This window comes from Aquaspirillum sp. LM1 (genome assembly GCF_002002905.1).
Classification (GTDB): domain Bacteria; phylum Pseudomonadota; class Gammaproteobacteria; order Burkholderiales; family Aquaspirillaceae; genus Rivihabitans.
This window is the reverse complement of sequence record NZ_CP019509.1, coordinates 3,161,015-3,183,008: the sequence shown is the minus strand read 5'-3', so window position 1 is coordinate 3,183,008 and position 21,994 is coordinate 3,161,015. Positions and strand designations below refer to the sequence as shown.

Annotated in this window: 9 protein-coding genes; 6 read left to right on the top strand and 3 right to left on the bottom strand. The window is 64.0% G+C overall.

Translation table 11 applies throughout. From position 1 onward, the window contains the following. Positions 1 to 20: 20 nt before the first annotated feature. From BXU06_RS13755 to BXU06_RS13745, 3 genes are all read right to left on the bottom strand, one after another. Positions 21 to 4,166, bottom strand: coding sequence for an OmpA family protein (locus BXU06_RS13755; RefSeq protein ID WP_150125214.1), 4,146 nt, complete (start codon positions 4,164 to 4,166; stop codon positions 21 to 23). Next, the gene (locus tag BXU06_RS13750; protein WP_077300792.1) at positions 4,166 to 13,144 is read right to left on the bottom strand and encodes an SdrD B-like domain-containing protein; all 8,979 of its coding nucleotides are present in this window, start codon (positions 13,142 to 13,144) and stop codon (positions 4,166 to 4,168) included. Before BXU06_RS13750 ends, BXU06_RS13755 begins: the two co-directional genes overlap by 1 nt. A gap of 679 nt (positions 13,145 to 13,823) precedes the next feature. Continuing rightward, entirely contained in the window at positions 13,824 to 14,750 is a 927-nt protein-coding gene (locus BXU06_RS13745; RefSeq protein ID WP_077300789.1) for a LysR substrate-binding domain-containing protein, read from the bottom strand. Between the two features lie 525 nt (positions 14,751 to 15,275). Here BXU06_RS13745 and BXU06_RS13740 point away from each other — a divergent pair. The 6 genes from BXU06_RS13740 to BXU06_RS13715 all read left to right on the top strand — a co-directional run bounded on the left by BXU06_RS13740 (position 15,276) and on the right by BXU06_RS13715 (position 21,824). Next, entirely contained in the window at positions 15,276 to 16,160 is an 885-nt protein-coding gene (locus BXU06_RS13740) for a transporter substrate-binding domain-containing protein (RefSeq protein ID WP_077300786.1), read from the top strand. A gap of 133 nt (positions 16,161 to 16,293) precedes the next feature. Beyond that, positions 16,294 to 17,040 carry an amino acid ABC transporter permease gene (locus BXU06_RS13735; protein WP_077300783.1) on the top strand — a complete coding sequence of 249 codons (747 nt, stop codon included), beginning with the start codon at positions 16,294 to 16,296 and terminating at the stop codon, positions 17,038 to 17,040. Next, entirely contained in the window at positions 17,040 to 17,699 is a 660-nt protein-coding gene (locus BXU06_RS13730) for an amino acid ABC transporter permease (RefSeq protein ID WP_171982223.1), read from the top strand. The genes BXU06_RS13735 and BXU06_RS13730 overlap by 1 nt, the downstream gene beginning before the upstream one ends. 20 nt (positions 17,700 to 17,719) lie before the next feature. Continuing rightward, positions 17,720 to 18,454, top strand: coding sequence for an amino acid ABC transporter ATP-binding protein (locus BXU06_RS13725; protein WP_077300777.1), 735 nt, complete (start codon positions 17,720 to 17,722; stop codon positions 18,452 to 18,454). 54 nt (positions 18,455 to 18,508) lie between these two features. Beyond that, the gene (locus tag BXU06_RS13720) at positions 18,509 to 20,494 is read left to right on the top strand and encodes an ATP-binding protein (RefSeq protein WP_253189470.1); all 1,986 of its coding nucleotides are present in this window, start codon (positions 18,509 to 18,511) and stop codon (positions 20,492 to 20,494) included. Continuing rightward, positions 20,487 to 21,824 carry a sigma-54 dependent transcriptional regulator gene (locus tag BXU06_RS13715; RefSeq protein ID WP_077300774.1) on the top strand — a complete coding sequence of 446 codons (1,338 nt, stop codon included), beginning with the start codon at positions 20,487 to 20,489 and terminating at the stop codon, positions 21,822 to 21,824. The genes BXU06_RS13720 and BXU06_RS13715 overlap by 8 nt, the downstream gene beginning before the upstream one ends. Positions 21,825 to 21,994 lie beyond the last annotated feature (170 nt).

The following is a 21,994-nucleotide window of genomic DNA, read 5'->3' as shown; positions in this document are numbered from 1 at the left end:
TTTACCCCATCACGTCCCGTTCAGAACGTCCCCAGTACATTCAGAAACCAGCCGCGACTGCGGTAAGACAAGTCGGTCAAATCGTCCGAATATGAAGTGAAGTTGTAGCCCACCCCAAGCTTGACGTGCTTGTCCAGGTGGCGGTACACCCCCAGCAGCACGCCAGAGCGGGCATCCTCGGCTTCTTTGGCGCGCAGGGTGCGCCATTCCACCAGCGCGTCCCATTCCTTGACCACATGCCAGTCGGCGCGCAACACCAGCAGGTCGGCGCGGCTGGAGAACCATTCACCGCTGACCTTGTTGGCGCGTAGCTCGCCAATGCGCAGGCCATACTTGGCCCCCAGCGACAGGCTGGTCCAGGCATCCCACACCGTATCCACCGAGAACACCTGGCTGCGCTGGGCGTAATCGGCGCTGCCCACGCCGGATGGCGCTTGCTGGCCAGGAGACGGCACGTTGTACAGATTGGTGTACTTGAACAGGGTATTCCAGCGGTCGTTGTTCACCGGGCGGTAGGCCGCGCCCAGCACCACTTCGTGAAAATTGCCGTCATAGAACGCGCCCTGGCTGTTATTGCTGCGCGACAGATTGAGCTTGCCCAGCAAGCGCCAGTCCGGGTCCAGCTGGTAGCCCAGGGTGTTGCGCCACAGCCAGACCCGGCGATGGCTGATGCTGCCAGTACCGCTGCCGTGCTCGTTGCGCAGCTCCAGCGCGCCGCTATAGCTCAGCTTCTGGTATTTGTACGCGGCGGAAAACCCCAGTGCCACCCGGCGCAGATCACCCGCTTGCGGGTCGCTCAGCTCACCCACTTCGGTTTTCACCCCCAGCGTCCAGCGGTCATTCGGTGCCAGGTCCACACCAAACGCCTGAGTCAGGCTTTGCGGGCCGGCCCCATGTGCCATGCGGGTTTCGCCAAACAGCCGGGTTTGCTCACTCACCCGGTAATCGGCCCCGCTCACCCAGTTGCCGGTACGGCCCCGGTAGCTGCGCTCGGGGTTGTCGCTTTCCAGCCGGTAGTCCAGATAGGCGGTGCTGCGGTCGGAGAGGCGGTAATCCACTCCCAGCTTGCCGCCCACGCCCAGGCTACCTTCCGAGGCCTCGGCGTTTACACCCATCCGGTCGTTCAGCCGCCAGCGCCCGCCCAGGCCAGCGCGATGGTTGGCATCGCGCTGGCCGCTGCGCGCCAGGGTAGCCTGGGCAAAGCCGTAGGCCGACCAGTCTTCGGTTTCGCCCGGCTTGCCGTCATCTTTGGCCGGGGTGTAATCGGCGCGCACAATGGCATCGGTGCGCCCGCCGTTTTGCGATAGCGTTGGACTGGCGTTGGCCAGGGCGCTGTCGCGAGTGTCGTGGCGCACCCCGCCGGACAGCTTCCATTGCGCATCCAGCTGGGTGGCCACGCCCACTTCGATATTGCGCTGTGACTGGGTATCGGCCTGACGGCTGTCGGCCTTGACCCGCAGTTCGCTGGAGGCACCCAGCGGCATGCTGCCCTGCAGCCCGACCTGACGCACCGCCTCGCCATTGCCAAACACCTGGCCTGGCGCGGCAAAACCGCGTTCGCGGTGTTGCCAGTAACCCATGAACTGGCCCTTGCCGCCGTCAATCCAGTCGGCCAGATCCAGCCGGGCTTCCAGCCGCTGGGCGTTGGCGTCGCGGATCACGCTGCTGGCCTGGCCGTTAAAGCCAAAGCCACCATCCTGTGAATAAAAGCTGGTGCTGCCCGGCCCGCTGGCGCGGGCAAATTCGGCGCGCAGCTGGCTGCCAGCCGACAGGCGCAAGGTGGCATCCAGCCCGCGCAAGGTTTGCTGGCTGGCGTCCTCGCCCTGGCGATACTGGGTGACGCCCAATTGCACCAGGTCGTTCAACCAGTGGGTGGCGCGCAGGCCGACGGTCTGGTTGCTGATTTCGCTCAGGCCCGGCGCGTATTCATAGCTGGTGACCAGATACAGCGGCTGGCCGCTCAGGCTGCTGGTGTACACCAGCCCGCTGCCGCTGGCGGTGGACGGCAAGGGCTCGCGCAGCAGGATGCGGCCCTGCAGATAATTCACTTCGTAGTCTTGCCCGGCGCTCAGTTGGCGACGTTCCAGCACCAGATCGGAATCCGGGTCGCGCACTTCCACCCAGAGGCGCTCCGAGCCCTGGGTGATGTCCTGATGACGCAGGTAATACAGCGAACCACCGGTGCCGCGAAACACTTCGCGCGCGCCCAAGGTGCCAGGGTCGGCGGCAAACGCTTCCACCTGGGTTTGTCGGGCACCAAACCCGGTGCTGTCTTCCGAACGAAAACGCGCCCGTGCGCCGTACAGCCCACGCGAATACTGGATCAGCTCGCTGCCGGTCCATTGGGTCTGGAAGTTGCCCCACATCACCTGCGATTCACCACGCGCCAGCTGCACATAAAACTTGCCCTGGGTTGGCGCGTCGTCCACCGTGGTGCTGTCGTCGCCGTACACCGGGTAATACTGGTTGGGGTCGATATTGCGCAGCAGGTAGCGCGGGTCCTTGGCGGTAAAGTTGGAAAACAGGTTTTTGACCGGCTGCTCGCGGGTGTCGGCGGCGGCGGTCAGCAGCCAGTCGCCCTTGAGCTTGCCTTTCAGGTAAAACGCCGCACGGCCATCCAGATGGCTACCCGACGTTGCCTCGCTGTCGCCGGTTACCAGCTGTGCCGGCCCGCTGACCCGACTCTGGCTCAGAGTCAGATCACCTACGGCAATGTAAAACCAGTCCTGGTCCGGAATCGACAGATTGCGGCGGAACACCGCTTCGCGGCCATCCGGCTCGGTTACCGCCACCGCCACCTGATGCGGGCCGGCAGGCAGAATCTGGCGCAACACAAAGCGCCCCTGCGCATCCACCGGGGCCGACAGGCCCAGCGCGGCCACGCGCTGACCGGGGCGCAGCTGGCCACTGATGCTGACCGTGCCACCGCGCACCGACATATTGCCCAGTGCGCGGGCGTTTTCGCCCCAGCCAGTCAGCGCTTCACGCGACGGCGCTTGCAGGTCGGCCAGTGGCCGGGCGCGGCTGGCCACGTTTAGCGGTTTCAGCGCGGTTTCGTCAAAACGGCCATCACGGTCGTACACCCGCAGCAAATACGCGTATTCCTCCTGGCCTTCGGCAGGAACCGTCCATTCGCTGGCCTCGGCCCAGTTCAGCGGTGTCACCGCCAGCGGCGGCGCATCGGGGCGCTCGCCGCGCTTGAACACCCGCACTTCGGCGCGGTGAATCCAGTGAACATAATTGCTGTAACCCAAAAACTGCACCGGCTGGCCGCGCAGCGCCAGGTCGCGGGCCGTCCATACATTCAGGCTGGGCGTGGCAGCCAGATCGTCGTACTTGATCTGGATATCGGCTTGTGCCAGCGCTACATCGGTGCAACGCTGACGGTCGGCTTCGTTGACCGGCTCGCCCAGCGTCAGCGCCTCGCCGTCCACGCTGATCCGGAAAGGCAGGTCCGGCTGCGCCGCCAACGGCGCACAGGCGGCGGGCGGATTGGCGGCTACCGGTGCGAACACGGGTTCTGGCGCTTGCTGCCACAGACGCAGATCCACCCGGCGGTTATGCGCCATGCCCTGCGCGCTGGCGTTGCTGGCCAGTGGCTGCTGCTCACCCCGACCGGCAATCGACACCTGCGCCAGCGGCAGTTGCCAGCCCTGCTGCAGGTAGCGTGCCACGGTCAGCGCACGCGCTTCGGACAAGGCCTGGTTATCGGCAAACTGCCGCCGGGCGCGAGGCGACAGCCGCTGGGTGTCGGTATGCCCAACCACCGACAGGCGCAGGCCAGGCTGGCCGGCATACTGAGCAATCAGCGCATCCAGCGTGCGCTTGGCTGCGGGGGTCAATTCTGCCTGGCCCGACACAAACAGGGTGCGCCCGGCTTCGTCCAGCACCAGCGCCTGCAGCGGCGGCGTAGCCGGCGTGCGGGCTTCGTTGGCGCGCAGTTGAACCAGATCGGCGCGACTGACCCCCGAGGGCAGCGGATATGCCAGGGCCGGCTGGCGTTCTGCCGGGCTGGGCAAGGGCTGGTGGTCAATCCGGCCATTGTCACGGCGCTTGCCGTCATCACTGCCAGGGCCGGATTCGGCTTGCGCCGCCGTCAGTTGCAGCGCGCACAGCGCGGCCAGGGTGGCGGTCAGCGACCGCTTGTACATCAATCTGGCCGCCATCACTGCGCGCCTCCTGGGTGAGTCGGGGTGGACAAAGGTTCAAGTTCAATCAGCAGGGGCGGCGCATCGGCGCGCGCGCCCTCGCGATGGGCGTAGCGGCGGCGCAACTCGGCCTGCAGCGCCTCCAGCCGGCTGGCCTGACGGCTCAGCGGCGGGTAAGCCAGCCGCAGCACGGCAGGGTGCGCCTGCAAGGCGGTGATCAGCGCCGGCAACTGGGCGGCCCAGCTGTCGAGCAGGCGGTCTTCGCCCGGCACAAAGGCGCGCTCGTCCAGTTCCAGCCGGAACACCTTGTGGATGGCGGCACCAAAGTTCAACTTGACCATCTTGCCGCGCGTCACCCGCACGTCACGCGGGTTTTCCGTGGTCAGCCGGTAGCCGGACGGCAGGGTGCGTTCGTCCAGTTTCATCACAAAATTGCTGCCGCGATCGGCCTGCGGCACGCTGGCGCAGGGCACATGGAAGCGCCCGTCAGCGTCGGTGGTGACCAGCAGGCCACGCGCCGTCACCACGCGCACATTGGCAATGCCCGGTTCGCCGTCGTCCTGGTAGCCGTTGAGGTTTTTGTCGTCGAACACCTTGCCGATGATGTCGCTGCAATCAAAGGTAGGGTCGGGGACGATGCGCACGGTAGCGGCAGCGATATTGGAAATCACCCGCTGGCTGGCATCCGCTGCCCAGGCCTGGTTGGTGTATTCCCCTTCACCCACGCCGGCCCCCACCACCAGCACCAGCCGCACGGTGCGGGTCTGGCCGCTGTTCACCGCCAGGCCTGGCCAGCGCAAGTCACGCCCGCTGACCTGCGGTTCAATCATCACCCCATCCACCGAGGCCGAGCCCTGGCGATAGCGGAAGCCTGGTGGCAAATGGTCCACCACGCTGGCCGCCGTTACCGGCGAGCTGTCAGCCGCGTTGTTCACCGTCACGGTGTAAGGCACCAGGCCACCCCGGCTGACATTCACCAGCGGCGTGGTTTTGCTGACTCGCAGCGTGCCGGAACGGAACGGGTCCAGCGGAATATGGTTATTGACCACATTGGCCGAGCCGCCCCGACCCACCGAGAGGGTAAAGTCAAAGTAATACTGGGTGGTGCTGGCCCCGCCACCAACAATGCCCTGGCAAGCCGTGGGCTGGTGCAGCGGCACGCTGCTGGCCGGCTGGCTGTTGCTGCGCTGAACCAGCGCCGGGTCGGGCTGGCTGGCCACGTTCAGCACGCCGGTGCACACCGGAATCAGGCTGGAAGGTGCCGGCACATACCCGCCCGGATAGGTGGTAATCCGCAGGGAATAATCACCGCTGGGGGCGGTCGGATTGAGCAGGAACTGGTACATGCCGTCGCTGCCTGTGGTTTGCGCGGTACCACCGCCCACCAGATGGACACTTGGATCATAGCCAGCGGGGCCACGCAGGGTGACCACAGCACCGGCCACCGGCTGGCGGGTCACCGCATCGTAGACAATCCCAGCGGGATCCAGCGGCAGGCTTTGTTCCAGCACATTGGCCCCGGGCGTCAATGTCAGGTTGGCCAGCGTGCCATCGCTCTGGCTGGCACCGGCTGGATTGGTGGCGCTGATCACGCTGCTGGTAAAGCTGGCGGCCTGTTCGTTGGGCACTGCCACCCCGTACAGCAGCCCGGTTTGCGGATGACGGAAGCGAATCTGGTAGCCGCTGCCGGCTTCCAGTTCGGTAAAGCCATACGCGCCTTCGGCGTCGGTCTGGGCGCTGCGCAGCAGCACACCATCGCGCAGCAGTTCCACCATCCAGTCGGGTTGTGGCCGTGAGGCTGGGTCGGCAAAGCGGCGGGTGTGTGACATATCCAGCCAGACATGGCCATGCACGCTGGCCAGCAACACCACCTCGGCCACGTCGGCAACGGTGTTGTTGCCGGTTTTGTCACTGCTTTCACCGCCACCGCTGACCACAGCGGTATTGGTGACGGTTTGGCTGGTCAGCGTGGCGGCCAGTTTCACCGGAATCACAATCGGCGTAGCGCTGGCACCCGGCAATACCGGCGTGTCCAGCAGGCAGCTGACTTGCTGGCCGCTGACCTGGCATTGCCAGCCATTGCCGCCGGGCACACCGGAGACCGTCAGCCCGGCGGGCAGGGTATCCACCACCTGCACGCTGCCCACCGTGGCGCTAATGCCCTGATTGGACACGGTCAGCGTATAGCTGGCGGTGCGGCCTGCAATCAAGCGCACCGGGCTGTGGGTTTTGCTCAGCAGCAGATCTGGCTGGCTGACTTCGGCTACATCGGTGGCGGTGTTGTTACCGGTTTTATCCGAGCCTTCACCGCCGCCGCTGACCACGGCGATATTGGTCAGGGTCCGGCTGCTCAGACTGGCGTCCAGTTTTACCGGAATCTCAATCGGCGCAGCCCGGCCACCTGGCAGCAAAACATCGCTGGACTGGCAACTGACCTGCTGGCCGCTGACCTGACACTGCCAGCCTTTGCCACTGGGCGTGCCCGCTGCGCGCAAGCCGTCCGGCAGGCTGTCACTCACCTGGATGCTCTGGAAGGTGGCGGCTTCGCCCTGATTGGACACGGTCAGGGTGTAGCTGGCGAGGCTGCCCGCGCCAAACAGCACCGGGCTGTGGGTTTTGCTGATCACCAGATCGGGCTGCACTGCCGGCACTTCTGGCAGCGGAATGCTGGCCACATCGGTGGCGGTGTTATTGCCGGTTTTATCCGGCCCTTCGCCGCCGCCGCTGACCACGGCGGTATTGGTCACACTCTTGCCGGCCAGGGCAGGGTCTACCATGACCGAGATCACAATCGGCGTAGCACTGGCGCCGGCAGCCAGCAGGCTGCTGGATTGGCAGCTGACCTGCTGGCCGCTCACCTGGCATTGCCAGCCCGCACCGGCTGGCGCGCCAACAATGGCCAGACCGGCAGGCAGGGTGTCCTCCACGCGGATGCCCTGGGTGGTGCTGCCATCGCCGTGGTTGAACGCCTGCAAGGTATAGCTGGCGCTGCCCCCGGCGCTGAACTGGGCCGGGCTGTGGGTTTTGCTCACCCCCAGATCCGGCTGACGGGTGTCAGGCTTGACCGGAATAATAATGGTGACCACGTCGGTGGCAGTGTTATTGCCGGTTTTATCCGTGCCTTCACCGCCGCCGCTGACCACGGCGGTATTGGTGAGGGTGGTGCCAGTCAGGTTGGCGTCCACTTTCACCGGAATCACAATCGGCGCGGCCTTGCCGCCCGCCGGCAGCAAATCCGCCAGCTGGCAGCTCACCTGCTGACCACTGACCTGGCATTGCCAGCCGCTGCCGCTGGGCGTGCCGTTGACGGTTACCCCAGCCGGCAGGGTATCCACCACCTGAATGCCCAAGGCGGTGGCACCGTCGCCCTGGTTGCTGGCTTGCAAGGTGTAGCTGCCCGTGCCGCCCAGGCTGAACTGGCTGGGGCTGTGGGTTTTACTCAGCACCAGATCGGGCTGGCCTGGCGGCGTGCTGGAGCCGCCACCGCCAGAAGGCGGCAGCGGAATTTCGGCAAAGTTGTTATTGGCCGACACGGTATTGGCCGCCGCCAGATTGATCGCGCTGAGGGCGCTGGGAACCACCGTCACCAAGGTGGCGGTGCCACCCGTGGAGCCCACCAGGGTTTTGCCATTCTTGCTGCCTGCTGGCTGGGTCGGTTCGGTGACGGTGTAGCTGCTGCCTTCCGGCACACCACTGAACATGTACGAACCATCCGCCGAGGTGTTGACCGTCAGGCTGACCGGGTTGCCGTTGATGTCATTGCCGGTGAGGTTAAGGGTGACATTGGCAATGCCGCCATCGCCGCTGTCCTGCACGCCGTTATCGTTGACGTCAAAGAACACCTTGCCGGACAGCGTGCGTCCGTTGGGAATTTCAGCAAAGTTATTGTCGATGGAACTGGTATTGGGCGGCAGCACAATGGCGCTGATCCGGCTGGGCAGGGTGCCCACTGCCGTGACGCTGCCTGGCGTGCCACCATTGCCCACGCTGCCCGCCACGGTCAGGCCATTGCTGGAACCCGCCGGCTGGTTGGGCTCGCGCACCGAATAGCTGCCAGGCTGCAAATTGGTGAAGCTGTACTGGCCGCTGGCGTTGGTGGTGGTGGTGGCCACCACCGCGTTGCTGGCGTTGAGCAGCTCAAGGGTGACCGAGCCCAGGCCGTTATCGGCACCGTTCTGGATGCCGTTATTGTTCTGGTCCAGGAACACCGTGCCGGAAATCTGGCTGAGCACCACTTCGGCAAAGTTGTTTTGCACCGAGCCGCTGACCTGACCGCCCCCGGCCATGTTCAGCACAATGCCGACAATCTGGCTGCTGGTGGCACCAGGGTTGCTGGCTGCGCCCGCCGTGCCGGTGCTGCCGCCATTGCTGACAATCGAGCCGGCGGTGGTAATGCCATTGCTGGTGCCGGTGGGCTGGGCGGGTTGGCACACCGAATAGGTGCCGGCAGACAGCTCGGCAAACAGATAGTTACCCAGTGCGTCGGTGGGGGTGGGGTTGGTCAGCCCGGCCACCAGTGCGCCGGCGCAACTGGCCCCGGTGCGCAGTTCGACCGACACACCTTCCAGCGGCGTGTCGGTGCCGGCCTCATAACTGCCATTGGGCGTGACGTTGTTGTCCTTGAACACCCGGCCCGACACATAGCCCTTGTCGCTGACGGTCAGCGTGGCGTTGGCAGGGGTCGGGTTGTTGCCCAGGCTGGTTTTCAGCGCGGCAGCCGGGATATTGTTGGTATGCACCCCTGGCGTACTGCCGGTGACATCCACGCTCAGCGTGCAACCGCCAGCCGGCACGGTGGCACCATTGGCCAGCCGTACCGTGGTGGCCCCTGCGGCAGCGGTGACTGCGCCGGTGCAGGTGCTGCTGACATTGGGTACCGCAGCCACCTGAATCTGACCTGGCGCAATCGGCAGGACATCGTCAAATGCACTGGTCAGGGTGACCGCAGTGCTGTTGTTATTGCTCAGCACAATGCTCAGCCGTGACGTGCCGCCCGGGGTAATCACCGCCGGGCTGAACTGCTTGCTCACCCCCACCGGCTGCGCGACGATCAGCCGGGCACTGGTGGGCTCTTCGTTCTTCACCCCTTCCAGCGTGGTCACCGCGCCAGAAGCCAGCGTGTTGGTGTACGAACCGGGCGAGTTGCTCAGCACGTCCACCCGCACCGTGCAACTGCCGCTGGCCGGCACCGTGGCCCCGGTCAGGCGGAAGCTGGTGCCCGATGGTGCGGCAATGACCGTGCCCCCGGCGCAGGTGGTGCTGGCCGCCGGGGTGGCGGCAATCACCATGCCGCTGGGCAGGGTGTCGGTGAACAGGGTTTGTGTGACCGGCGCGGTATTGGGGTTGGCAATATGCACGGTCAGCGTGGTAGACACCCCAGCCAGCGCGCTGGCGGTGTTGGTGGCAAAGCCTGCCGGGTTGCCGCTGTCCAGGGTTTTGCCATCAATCGCCTTGTGCACCACCAGCGGCGACTTCACTTTCAGCGTATCGCTGCTGGGCTGCGAGTTGGTGGTGGGCACGCCGCCGGTGGTGGCCACCACGGCATTGGCCGGGATGGTGTTGGTGTAATCGCCCTGGGCGGCCACCAGCACGTCCAGTTCGGCGTAGCAGGTGCCCGAAACCACGCCCACGGCGGCGGCCACGGTGGCTCCGGTAATCTGCACCTGGCTGGCGGTTGGCGTGGTCAGGGTGGCCCCGGCACACGTTGTGGTCGGGTTGGCCCCAGCCGGCACGCTCATGGCACCGGGCAGATTGTCAGTGACCGAGGCATTGGTCACCGTTTGCGCGGTCGGGTTATAAAAGGTAATGCGCAGGCGGGCGCGCTCGCCCGGTTTGATTGGGTTGGGCGAGAACTGCTTGACCAGCCCCAGGTTGCTGTTGATGGTCAGGCTGGTGTTGGCCGGGCCGACATTGCTCAAGCCCTGATCGGTGCTCACCGCGCCAATCGGGATAAAGTTGGTGATCCCGCCCACCTTGGACGAGGTGACATTCACCGTGATGGTGCAGCTGGTGTTGGCCGCCAGCGAGGCACCGCTCAGCGACAGCTGATTGCTCCCCGCCGTGGCGCTGACCATCCCGCCAGGGCAGCTGGTTTGCGCCGCTGGCGACGGCGCAATGGCCCAGCCATTCAGTGCAGCACCAGCGGTGCCATCCACCGTAAAGTAGTCGGTCAGGCTCAAACCGGTCACGGCCTGGGTGCCAGCGGTGACGGTGATGGTCAGTACGCTGACCTGACCAGGAAAGGTCAGCGTACTGGGGTTGGTGGCCTTGGCCAGGATGATATTGGTGGGCGGGCTCCAGTTCAGCGTGCCAATCACCGCCGAGCTGTTCATCACCCCGCCGGAAGCGGTGAGGTTGCCCGCTGGAATGGTGTTCACCCAGTTGGCGGCGCCAGTGGCCACCACATCAAACAGCACATCGCAATTGGCCCCGCTGCTCAGCGTGGCCCCGCTCATGCTGACCGAACTGCCGCCCACGGTGGCCGATACCGTCGGGCTGCCAGGGCAGGTGGTGTAGGCGTTGCTTGGGCTGGCCACCACCATGCCGGCGGGCAGCGGGTCGGTCACCGACACATTATTCAGCAGGACAGCGCCACCATTGCTGATACGAATCAGCACGGTGGCTCGCCCACCAGACGACACGGCAGTAGGCGAAAAGGTTTTGCTCGCCCCCAGCGAGCCGGTGTAGGTCAGCGTGGCAGTATTGGTGGTGACAGGGGCCAGCAGGTGGGTGGTGCCATCGGCGTAGGTTTCGGTGCCGGACGCCGTGGCGGTGTTGTTGTACACCCCGGCTGGCCCAACCACGTCCACCTGCACCACACAAGTGCCATCGGCACCCGTGCCATTGCTGGCCCGTGCCGGCACCGAGCCTCCGTTCAGGCCCAGCGAAGTGGAGCCGGCCACGGCGGTGATGGTGGGCGTACCACAGGTGCTGGCGGCATTGGCCGGGGTGGCCACGCGCAACTGCCCACCGCCAGACACCGCCAGCGGCAGGGTGTCGGTGACCGACAGCCCGGTAATCGGGTTGGCTGAACGATTGGTCAGGGTGATCGTCATCCGGCTGATGGTGCCTTCCGACAAAGGCCCAGCCGGACTGAATGCCTTGGCCGCGCTGAGCACGGCGCTATTGACCGACGAGCTGGTCGGGCCAGATGGTGCGGCATTGCACAAGGCACCGCCACTGTGGCACACCCCGCTGGCGACAATATTGTTCTGGATGGTGGCACCATTGGCCACTCCCGGATTGACCATCGCCCAGAAGGTCACCACACAGCTGCCTGGCGTGCTGGCGCTGATCCGCTGCGGCAGGTTGCCAATGGTAAACACCGGCGTGGTGGCACCCACCGCGCCGGCAACCGTCAGCGCCCCACACCCGGCGCTGACGCTGGGGGTGTAATTATTGCCATTGATGGTGCCCGTCAGGAAGCTGGTGTTCACCAGCGTATCGCTGACCGTGACATTGGCCCGGTCAGTGCCGGAATAGTTATTGACGGTGATGCTGAAGCGGATCGGGTTGCCCGGTGCCACGCTGCTGCCGCCCGACGGGGTGGCAGATTTGAGCACCACCAGATCATCGGCCACCAGCACGGTGGCGGAGGCGGATTTGCTGACAATGGCCGGGGCGGTGACGCCCACCGCGCCTTCGGCCAGGGTGTTGGTAAAGGTGATGGGTACCCCGGCCACTTGCGAGGTGCCGATAAAGGGCACGGTCACCGTGCAGCTGCCATTGGCCGGAATCGTCCCGCCTGTCAGGGTCACCCCCACATCGCCAGCCGTATTGGCCACCGCGCCGCCGGCACAGGTGGTGGCCGCGCCAGGTTGCACTTTCAGGCCATACGCGGCATCGCCAATGCCGTCAATCGGGCTGTCGGTCAGCGTCGTCACCGTCAGCGCGCTGCTGCCATCGTTGGTCAGCGTGATGGTCATGGTGTCGCTTTGCCCGCTGGCCAGCGCGGCATGGGCAAACGCCTTGCTGACCCGCAGCGGCGAATTGACCGTGACCGATGCACTGGCGTTGGCCGGCACCAGGCCCAGGTCGTTGGTGAAGTTGGCGCTGCCCTGAATCACATTGGTTTGCGCGCCGGTGGTGTACTGGCCGTTGGAATGGCGCGCTTCTACTTTAACTGTCAGCGTGCAGCTGCCATTGGCCGCCACCGTACCGCCCGTGGCGGTCAGGCTGACATCACCCGCTGCCGGGGTAAACACGGGTGGCGTGCCTGCGCCGGTGCAGGTGGCGGTAGCCGCCGGTGGGGTGGCCACCTGAATGACCGCGCCACCGCCGCCCAGAGTGGGAAAGTTGTCGGTAATGCTGAAATTGGGAATGGCAATCGGGTTGGTCGGGTTGTTCAGGGTGATGGTCAGCGTCACCGGCGCGCCGCCCAGCACGGCAGTGCTGTTGCTGAAGTTCTTGTTCAGCGTGGGCAGCGCCACCGGCTTGACGTTCACGGTCTGGCTGACATCACCCACATTGATCTGGGCACCGGGGTCGTCACCGGTCACCGCATTGCTCAGCACGGTATAGGTGTGGGTGACGCTGGTTCCGGTGGAAGAGCCGGCGGTCACCGGAATCTGAATGGTACAGGTGCCGTCGGTGCCACCGCTGTGCTGTGGAATCACACCGCCAGTCAGGGAAATCGCCTGGGTGCCTGGCGTGGCCGTGAGTACCCCCACTCCGGCGCTGGTGGTGGGGCCTGCCGGGTCGGTGCAGGTGTAGGTGGCTGCACCGGCAATGCGCAAGCCATTGGGCCACACGCCAGGCAGCGTGTTGGCAAATGCCACGTTGGTCAGCAGGGCGGTCTGATTGCTATTGGACAGGGTGATTTGCAGCAGGGTGGTTTCCCCCGGATAAATCGCCGTGGCCCCCACCAGTGTGACCGAGGCACCCAACCCCGCCCAGGCCGGCGCGGCCAGCCACAAGGCGCACACCGCCGTGATTCCCCATGCCTTGCACAGCAGCAAGGCACACCGCATCCGGCACAACCATCCCATCCAGTCCATGTACTGCCACTTTCCTGTAAGCCAGCGCGCGCGGGGAGATCCCGCCGCATGCTGATCACCCGTCTACCCCATGCATCCGGCCACAAACAACACGGCGTTGCCATGGGGCAACGCCGTGTGAACAGGCGTATTGACACGTGAGCGACGAATTAAATTTTGATTAACAGTTATACACGTATTATTACGTAATTGATGTGTCATGCCCAGCGGGGTGACTTGTGCCAGACAGCCGAAAACTTGTGCTGGATGGAAGTTTCTGCACCCTGCCGCTCACGCAAGCCGGCCTGATCGACCCTAAATGGGCGATGCGCTGTCCTTGATGAAGCGGACGGTTTGGTTTTTGACTTTATGGAAAAATGCAAGAAATTTTCTGTAAAAACAAAATATTGTTTTTTGGCATGGCAAAGCAGGTCAATGTCTGCCAGACAAGACAAGCCAGCCGCTGCCAGCGCAGGAGCGGTGAAGGGTTCAAGGACAACAGAGGATTGAGGCAAAACAGGCGCGCAGACGCCTCACGCCAGGGTGAGGCCAGGATGCCACAGTGCCTGCCCGACGGGCGTGGATAGCACACGCTGCCGGGTGATGCCCGCCAGCCTGCTAGCCGCAGATTGGCGGTGAATCTGCCTATTGAAATATATCAATACAGTAATACCGTATATTTACATACCAGCCCAACACATCAGCGCCCACGCCCGCGCTTGCCGCTGCGCGCGTCGGACAAGGTTTGCCACAGGGTGTTTACCAGCGGCTTGCTGCTGCGGTGTTCGCGGTACAGGCGGATTTCCATGCTCAGCTGCCAGCGGGCATCGCCGGCCACCGCCAGCTGATGGCGGCGCACTTCGCGGCTGACCGCGCTCTCGGGCAAAAACGCCAGGCCATGACCTTCCAGCACCATGCTTTTCAGTCCTTCGGCCATATCGGTTTCGTAGCACGCTGCCAGGTGCAGGGTTTGTTCGCCCTCGGCTACCATCAGCGCCACCATCCGCTCCAGATACGCACCGGGGGCGTAGGCCAGAAACGGCACGGGCGCACTGGCCTGGCCGGGCAGGCAGTACATTGGCACGCCCCGGCTGTCGCAACGGGCGTAGGGGCGCAGGATTTCCTCGCCCAGCACCAGCATGTCGTAGCGGGCCGGGTCGAGGTGAACTGGCTGGTGTGGGTGGTGATAGCACAGCAGCAAATCACAACCGCCGCTTTCCAGCGCCATCACCGCATCGTGCACATTGCCGGCGGTCAGCCGGGTGCTGAATTCGCCGCAGGTACGTTTGACTTCGGTCAGCCATTTTGGAAAGAACGTCAGCGCCAGGGTATGCGGCACCGCCACATTCACCGTATCTGGCGGCACCGACTGCTGGCCGCGCAGCAGGGCGCGGGCATGGCTGAGCTGGGCCAGAATCTCCAGCGCCTGGCCATGAAACAGCTCACCCGCCGGAGTGAGCCGGGTGGGGTAGGCGGTGCGGTCAATCAAGTCCACCCCCAGCCAGCTTTCCAGCGAGCGGATGCGGCGGGAAAACGCCGGCTGGGTCACATGGCGCAACGCTGCCGAACGGGAAAAACTGTGGGTTTCGGCCAGACTGATAAAGTCTTCCAGCCATTTCAAGTCCATCTTGAGCGCGCCTGTGGATCAACCGTGGGAAACAAGGGGATGCAGCCTAGTCGCTTGTGCGTCAGGTGGCAATCCTTGCGCGGGAAATCCGCAGGCCTGGCCGGGCGGCTGGCCTGGTGGCGGACACCGGCCAGGCAATCAGCGGTCAGCGCGGATTGCCCAGTGTGAACAGCGGTAGCGCGCGTGGGCCGTGCGTGTCGGCACGGGCACTACGCACATTGCGTTCGGTTTTCCGAACGATCCTGACCGAACGGGTTCGGCATTCCGTACGAATAGCCAGGCGGTCAGACACAAAAACCATTAAAAACAATATCTTATACAAAAACCCCCACCCGATTTTCCTTGGCACTGTTTCTGCTAATACGCTATACAGTGTTACCCACAAGCAGCAATAAGCTGCTACCGTAAAATCATGGCAGCCAGGCGCAGGGGCGCAAGCTCTGTGGCGCAAGGCCCAGCCAGACATGACATTCTGCCCTGGTCGAGCCAATTGGCCGATCCCTTGCATTTGCTCAGGAGAATTAGATGCGCACTTCGATCCGTTTCATGGCTGTGGCCGTGACCTCTGCCCTGCTGGCCACCCCGGTGATGGCTGATACCCTGCAAAAAATCAAGGAAACCGGCACGATCAACGTCGGCCACCGCGAATCGTCGATCCCGTTCTCCTACCTGGATGGCAACCAGAAGCCGGTGGGCTACTCGATGGACCTGTGCAACAAAGTGGTCGAAGCGGTCAAAAAAGAGCTGAAAATGCCGGCGCTGGTGACCAAGCTCACCCCGGTGACCTCGCAAACCCGCATTCCGCTGATGACCAACGGCACCATCGACCTGGAATGTGGCTCCACCACCAATTCGCTGGAACGGCAAAAGCAGGTGGCGTTTGGCGTCACCACCTTTGTGTCGCCGGTGCGCATGGTGGTCAAGGCCGATTCTGGCATCAAGTCGCTGAGCGACCTCAACGGCAAGGCCGTGGCCACCACCACCGGCACCACCTCGGACCGCTACATCAAGCAAAACGAGAAGGGCCAGAGCATTGACGTGAAAAACGTCTACGGCAAGGACCACGCCGAATCCTTCCTGATGGTGGAAACCGGTCGCGCGGCGGCGTTTGTGATGGACGAAGTGCTGCTGGCCGGCTTTATTGCCAGCGCCAGGAACCCGAAAGACTTTGCCCTGGCCGGCCCGGCGCTGTCCACCGAGCCGTACGGCATCATGCTGCGCAAGGACGACCCGCAGTTCAAGGCACTGGTGGACAAAACCCTGACCGACCTGATGAAGTCGGGCGAAATCAACAAGATCTACGCCAAGTGGTTCACCAGCCCGATTCCGCCGAAAAACGTCAACCTGAACCTGCCGATGAACGCCCAACTGCAGGACGCCATCAAGAACCCGAACGACAAGGGGATTTAACCCCAGCCGGCCAAGGGCACACGCCCGGCCCGGAATACAACCGCCACTGCGGACAATGGGGCGGGAAACCGGCGTTTCTTGCCCGGCGGGCCCGGCCACACCGGGCTGCGCCCCAGCATGAAGGACATTATCAATGAGTCAATATCAATGGAACTGGTCGGTGGTCCTGGAACAGGTCTCCGGCACAGAAGAGTTCTATTACCAGTGGCTGCTCAGCGGCCTGGGCTGGACCATCACCACCGCGCTGTCGGCCTGGGTCGTGGCGCTGGTGGTGGGGTCGATGATCGGGGTGTTGCGCACCGTGCCCTCGCGCTGGGTGGCCGGGCTGGCCACCGCGTATGTTGAGCTGTTTCGTAATATCCCGCTGATTGTGCAGATGTTTTTGTGGTATTTCGTGCTGCCGGAACTGGTGCCGCACTCTACTGGCATCTGGATGAAGCAATCCATGCCGCTGCCGGAATTCACCACCGCCGTGGTGGCGCTGGGCTTCTTTACCTCGGCGCGGGTGGCCGAACAGGTGCGCACCGGCATTCTGGCGCTGCCGCGCGGGCAGAAAAGCGCTGGTCTGGCGCTGGGTTTCACCCTGGGGCAAACCTACCGCTATGTGCTGCTGCCGATGGCCTACCGGATTGTGATTCCGCCGCTGACCAGCGAATTCATGAACATCTTCAAGAACTCCGCCGTGGCGCTGGCGATTGGCCTGACCGAACTGACCTTCCAGATGCGCCAGATTACCGGCGAATACTCCCCGGCCAACCCGATTGAAGTGATGACCGTGGTCAGCGCCATGTATCTGCTGGTGGCATTCAGCGTCAACCGCATCATGGCACTGATTGAACGCAAGACCCGCGTACCGGGTTATATCTCCGGAGGCCATTGATGAACCTCGATTTCAGCACGTTGGCCGGTGCCCAGGATTTTCTGTGGCAAGGCTTCAAGTACTCGCTCAGCCTGACCGTCAGCTCGATGGTGATTGGCATCTTTTTTGGCACCCTGCTGGCCATGGCGCGCCTGTCCAGCATCAAGCCGCTGCAGCTGGCGGCGGCGGGGTATGTGAACCTGTTCCGCTCGGTGCCGCTGGTGCTGGTGATTTTCTGGTTTTACATCCTGGTGCCGCTGCTGACCGGGGTGGACGTGGGCGCGGAGCGCTCGGCCTACCTGACCTTTGCCATCTTTGAGGCAGCGTATTACTGCGAAATTGTCCGCGCCGGCATCCAGTCGATTCCGCGTGGCCAGATTGCCGCCGGCCAGGCCATGGGCTTTACCTACGGCCAGAACATGCGCTATGTGATCCTGCCGCAGGCCTTCCGCAATGTGGTGCCGCTGTTGCTGACGCAAACCATTGTGCTGTTCCAGGACACCTCGCTGGTGTACGTGGTGGGTGCCACCGATCTGCTGGGCGCAGCCGACAAGGTGGCGCACCGCGATGGCACCCTGGTGGAAATGTATATTCTGGTGGCCCTGCTGTACTTCTGCATCAGCTTTGCCCTGTCGCAGGCCGTCAAGCGTCTGCATGCCCGTATCGCCATTGTGCGCTAAAAGAGTTAAGGAACTGACCGATGATCCAGATCAATAATGTCTCCAAGTGGTACGGCGAGTTTCAGGTATTGACCGACTGCACCACCGAAGTGAAAAAAGGCGAAGTGGTGGTGGTGTGCGGGCCGTCCGGCTCGGGCAAGTCCACCCTGATTAAAACCGTCAACGCGCTGGAACCGTTCCAGAAAGGCGAAATCCTGGTGGAAGGCGTCTCGGTGGGCGACCCGAAAACCAATCTGCCCAAGCTGCGCAGCCGGGTGGGCATGGTGTTTCAGCACTTTGAACTGTTTCCGCACCTGTCGATCACCGACAACCTGACCATCGCCCAGATGAAGGTGCTGGGCCGCAGCCGCGACGCCGCCCACGACAAGGGCCTGAAGCTGCTCGACCGGGTGGGCCTGAAGGCGCATGCGCACAAATACCCCGGCCAGCTCTCCGGCGGCCAGCAGCAGCGTGTGGCGATTGCCCGCGCGCTGGCGATGGACCCGATCGTGATGCTGTTTGACGAACCCACCAGCGCGCTCGACCCGGAAATGGTCAACGAAGTGCTCGACGTGATGGTGGAACTGGCGCAGGAAGGCATGACCATGATGTGCGTCACCCACGAAATGGGCTTTGCCCGCAAGGTGGCCAGCCGGGTGATCTTCATGGACCGTGGCCAGATTGTGGAAGACTGCAGCAAAGACGATTTCTTCGGTCATCTGGATGCCCGCTCGGAACGCGCCCGCCAGTTCCTGTCGAAAATCCTGCAGCACTGATTCCAGGCGGGGCCGCAGCGTGTTCTGCGGCCCCGCCTGCGTCTGGAGCGCGCCTTGCCTGATTCCCTCCCGCCGGCCCGGCGCTACCGCCTGGCCCATCTGCGCCTGCCGGCGTCGGCGTTTCTGCCGCGTCCGCGCCGTTATCCCTTTGTCCGCCTGCCTGCCGACAGCGCCTTTGCCCCGCCCCGCCCGCCGCGCATTGTCCGTTCGCTGGTGCTGCCGCTCCTGATGTTTGGCATGATGATGCTGATTGGTTACAGTGGCTTTCTGGTCAGCGAACACACCGGGATTGGCAATCTGCGCGAAAGCGGTGCCCGGCAGATGGCGCTGCATGCGCGCGGGGTGGAAAGCGAAATCGGCAAGTTCACCTTCTTGCCGCGCCTGCTGGAAATGGAACCGCAAGTGGCCCAGCTGCTGCAAACCCCATCGCCAGCGCGGCGTCGCTACGTCAACCACTATCTGGACGGCTTTAACGACCGCAGTGGCAGCCGGGTGGTGTATGTGCTCGACCCGACGGGCCGGGTACAGGCATCCAGCAACTGGGACGACTTTGACAGCTATGTCGATGAAGACCTGTCGTTTCGCGCCTATTTTCAGGATGCCATTGTCGGCAAGCCGGGGCGGTTTTACGGCATTGGCAGCACCATCGGCGAATCGGGCTACTACCTGGCTCACGGGCTGAAGCACCAGGGCAAGATCATCGGCGCGGGTGTGGTCAAAGTGCGGCTGGAGGCCGTTGAGCAGCGCTGGCGGCAAGCCGGGCTACAAGCTTTTGTCAGCGATGAAAACCAGATCATCATCCTGTCCAGCGAACCGGCGCACAAACTGCGTGCCGTCACCCCGCTCAGCCCGGCACGGCGCGAACAACTGGCGCTCAGCCTGCAATACCACTGGTGGGCGCTGACCGACCTGAAAACCCAGCGGCGCGAACCGCTGGGGCCAGGTGAAGAACTGATCACCTTTCCCTCCGGCGAACGCCGCGCGCCAGGCGGCGTGCGCTATCTGGCGCTCAGCCAGCCGCTGGCCGACACACCATGGCGCTTTACCCTGCTGCTGCCGCTGGAAGACATCCGCCGCAACGCCACCAGCCACGGCGCGCTGGCGGCGGTGCTGTTTGCCTTTTTAAGCTTTTTGCTGATTGCCTGGAACGAGCGGCGCAAAGTCATCGCCACCCGGCTGGCCGCCCGCGAAGCCCTGCAAAAAGCCAATAATGTGCTGGAGCATAAAATTGCCCAGCGCACCGCCGACCTGCGCGCCAGCAACCGCCGGCTGAAAGCCGAAGTGCGCGAGCGCGAACAGACCGAACTCACCCTGCGCCGCACCCAGGACGACCTGATCCAGGCCGGCAAGCTGGCGGTAATTGGCCAGATGGCCACCAGCATCGCCCACGAACTCAACCAGCCGCTGGCGGCGCTGCGCACCCTGTCGGGCAATACCGTGCGTTTTCTTGAGCGCGGCAAGCTCGACGTGGCCAGCGCCAACCTGGCCACCATCAACCAGCTGGTGGACCGCATGGGTAAAATCACCGCCAGCCTGCGCTCGTTTGCCCGCCGCTCCGACCCCTCCGACAGCCGTGCCAGCCTGACCCAGGCAGTGGACGCCGCGCTGTTTCTGGTGGAGCCGCGCAAGGGCAGGGGACCGCTGACGCTGGTCCGCGAATTTGCTGATTGCCAGCTGGCCATCGACCAGACCCGGCTGGAGCAGATTCTGGTCAATCTGTTGTCCAATGCGCTGGACGCCATGCAGGGCCAGCAGGAACGCATCCTCACCCTGCGCGGCGAACCTGGCGAGCAGCACTACCAGTTCATGGTGCGCGATAATGGCCACGGCCTGCCGCCCGACACCATGCCCCGGCTGTTTGAACCGTTTTTCACCACCAAACCGGCAGCGCAGGGCGGGCTGGGCCTGGGGCTGACCATTTCCGCCAGCCTGGCCGCCGACGCCGGCGGCTCGCTGTCGGCACGCCAGCCTGATGGCGGCGGAGCCGAATTTGTCCTGACCCTGCCTTGCCTGCCCACGGAGACCCCGCCCCATGGCTGATGACGTCCTGAGTGTGCTGATTGTCGAAGACGACCCCCATGTGATGCTGGGCTGCCAGCAGGCGCTGGCGCTGGAAGACATCGCCAGCGAAGGCGTCAGCAGCGCCGAAGCCGCGCTGGCCCGGCTGAACGACGACTTTGCCGGCATCGTGGTCAGCGACATCCGCCTGCCCGGCATGGATGGTCTGACCCTGCAAAAACAGCTGGCCAGCCGTGATGCCAAGCTGCCGGTGATCCTGATTACCGGCCATGGCGATATTTCCATGGCGGTCAACGCCATCCAGCAAGGCGCTTACGACTTTATCGAAAAGCCGTTTTCCCCCGAGCGGCTGGTAGACGTGTGCCGGCGCGCGCTGGAACAGCGCCGGCTGACCCGCGAAGTGCGCAGCCTGCGCCGCCAGCTGGCTGGCCGCCAGGCGCTGGAACAGCGCATCATCGGCCACTCGCCGGCCATCTGCACCCTGCGCACGCTGATTGCCAATGTGGCCGACACCGCCGCCAATGTGCTGATCGAAGGCGAAACCGGCACCGGCAAAGAGCTGGTGGCGCGCTGCCTGCATGATTTTTCAGCGCGCAGCAGCAAAGAATTTGTTGCGCTCAACTGCGGCGGCCTGCCAGAAAACCTGTTCGAAAGCGAAATCTTCGGCCACGAGGCGCACGCCTTCACCGGCGCGGGCAAGCGACGCATTGGCAAGATCGAATACGCCCACGGCGGCTCGCTGTTTCTGGATGAAGTGGAAAGCATGCCGATCAATATGCAGATCAAGCTGCTGCGTGTGCTGCAGGAGCGCCAGCTGGAGCGGCTGGGCTCCAATAGCGCCGTGGCCGTAGACTGCCGGGTGATCGCCGCCACCAAGTCCGACCTGGAAGCCATGGGCCGCGACGGGCGCTTTCGCAGCGACTTTTACTACCGGCTGAATGTGGTCACGCTGGAATTGCCGCCGCTGCGCGAACGGCGCGAAGACATCCCGCTGCTGTTCGAGCACTTTTTGCAGCAGGCGGCGCTGCGCTTTGACCGGGAAAGCCCGGAACTGGACGCCACCACCCTGGCCGCGCTGCTGCGCCACGACTGGCCAGGCAATGTGCGCGAGCTGCGCAACGTAGCCGAACGCTACGCGCTGGGCCTGCCGGTATTTCGCAAAACCGGTGCCGCCCCGGACAGCCACACCCCGCGCCTGGCCGAAGCGGTGGAAGCCTTCGAAAAAAGCCTGATTCGGGATACGCTGGAACGCCACGGCGGCAACCTCAGCCAGGCCAGCGTGGCGCTGGGCATCGCCAAGACCACGCTATTCGATAAAGTGCGCAAGTATGGCTTGAATCAGCCGGGGTGATTGGGCGATAGGGCAAACAGGGCTTGAATGTCCGGCTGGGGCAAGAATAAAGGCGCTGTGGCGTCAGATTAGCACCGTGGCACCTTTATGCTACCAATTCCAGTGTGCTCCGTAGGGTGCCCACGCATCAGGCAACGGCCTCCGTCCTAGTAGCCAGTCACCCTGATATG